This window comes from Mameliella sp. CS4, from assembly GCF_019392335.1.
Lineage (GTDB): Bacteria > Pseudomonadota > Alphaproteobacteria > Rhodobacterales > Rhodobacteraceae > Antarctobacter.
In genome coordinates this window covers 1-1,928 of the sequence record NZ_JAHXRQ010000064.1, presented here as the reverse complement: position 1 = coordinate 1,928, position 1,928 = coordinate 1, and the positions used below count along the sequence as shown (strand labels likewise).

Below are 1,928 nucleotides of genomic sequence, written 5' to 3'. Positions count from 1 at the left end.
TGTGAATCCCGGAGACAAAATGGACATCGGAAACGGTCGGGTGATCTGACCGTCGCGGAGTAAAAGTCCGCATCTTGGGCCCGAGGCGAACGAGCTGAGGGCGGGAGATGTATTCTGTGGAACTGTACAATCGGGTCCGGCGTGCGTGCCACGTCGAAGGGATGAGCAAGAGTGAGGCGGCGCGGGTGTTCGGGGTCGATCGCAAGACGGTCGCGAAGATTCTGAAGCACTCGGTGCCCCCGGGCTATCGACGCACGAAGCCGCCGGTGCGGCCCAAGCTTGATCCGTTCATTCCGATCATCGACCAGATCCTGGAAGACGACAAAGGCCGGCTGAAGAAGCAGCGCCACACGGCCAAGCGGATCCATCAGCGGCTCCGGGACGAGCACGGGTTCACCGGCGGCATCACCATCGTGACTGACTATGTCCGTGAGAAGAAGCGGCGGAGCCGCGAGGTGTTCGTGCCACTGTCGCATGCACCAGGTCATGCCCAGGTGGATTTCGGCGAGGCGCTCGGCGTGATCGGCGACGTTGAATGCAAACTGCACTATTTCGCGATGGCGCTTCCGCACTCGGACGCGTTCTTCATCAAGGCCTATCCGGCCGAGACGACCGAGGCCTTCTGCGACGGGCACAATGCCGCCTTCGCCTTCTTCGGCGGCGTGCCCCTGTCGATCCTGTATGACAACACCACAATCGCGGTGGCGAAGATCTGCGGCGACGGCAAACGGGACCGCACCAAGACCTTTGCCGAGTTGCAGTCGCATTACCTGTTCGATGACAAGTTCGGTCGGCCGGGCAAGGGGAATGACAAGGGCAACGTGGAGGGAGTGATCGGCTATGGGCGCCGTAATTTCCTCGTGCCCGCTCCCCGGTTCGGCAGCTTCGATGATCTGAACGACTGGCTGGAAGACCAGTGCCTGAAGCGTCACGACGACATCGTGCGCGGCCACAGCGAGGCCATCGGTGAGCGCCTGATGCGGGACCTGGACGCGCTGATGGTGCTGCCGGCCGTGCCCTATGATGCCTGCGAGAAGGTCAGCACGCGGGCAACGTCGATCTCCATGGTGCGATACCGCAACAACGACTACTCGGTGCCGGTGGCCTATGCCCATCACGAGGTGCAGATCCGTGGTTATGTCGGCGAAGTCGTGATCGGCTGCGGTGCCGAGGTAATCGCGCGGCACCGCCGATCCTACGAGAAGGCCGATATGATCTTCGATCCGATGCACTTCCTGCCGCTCCTGGAGCAGAAGGTCGGTGCGCTCGACCAGGCGGCGCCGCTCAAGGGCTGGGACCTGCCGGGCGAGTTCGCCACCCTGCACCGACTTCTGGAAGCGCGAATGGGCAAGAAGGGCAAGCGGGAATACGTGCAGGTCCTGCGCCTGCTGGAGACCTTCGAGATGACCCATGTCCACGGCGCGGTGCGTCAGGCGCTGGATCTCGGGGCGATCGGCTACGACGCGGTCAAGCACCTGGTCCTGTGCCGGGTCGAACGGCGCCCGCCGCGGCTCGATCTCGACATCTATCCCTACCTGCCTCGGGCCCGGGTCGAGACCACGAAGCCCGCCAGCTATATGAGCCTGATGCGCGGAGCGGGGGCATGAGTGAGACCCCGCAGGTCCTGCTGCAGCATCATCTCAAGAAGCTCCGCCTGCCGACCTTCAACAGCGAATACGCCAAGCTGGCCCGGCAATGTGCGGCCGAGGGCAAGGATCACGCGCAATACCTGCTGCGGCTCTGCGAACTGGAACTGATCGAGCGCGAACGCCGGATGATCGAACGCCGCATCAAGGCCGCGAAGTTCCCGGCGACCAAAAGCCTGGACAGCTTCGACTTCAAGGCGATCCCCTCGCTCAACAAGGCGCTGACCATGGAGCTGGCCCGCTGCGAGTTCGCCCTTCGCCGTGAGAACGTCATCGCCCTGG

General features: G+C 63.4%; 2 protein-coding genes. Both read left to right on the top strand.

Features of this window, described 5'->3' with window-relative positions:
- Positions 1-107 precede the first annotated feature (107 nt).
- Positions 108-1,607: an IS21 family transposase gene (gene istA / locus KZZ07_RS26495; protein WP_219519877.1), complete on the top strand. Its 1,500-nt coding sequence runs from the start codon at positions 108-110 to the stop codon at positions 1,605-1,607.
- A partial coding sequence (locus tag KZZ07_RS26490) for an ATP-binding protein (RefSeq protein ID WP_219519874.1) occupies positions 1,604-1,928 on the top strand: 325 nt, incomplete at its 3' end. The genes istA and KZZ07_RS26490, both read left to right, overlap by 4 nt.

Coding starts and splice junctions, on each gene's coding strand:
- istA (WP_219519877.1), top strand. CDS start 108: ATGTATTCTGTGGAACTGTACAATCGGGTCCGGCGTGCGTGCCACGTC.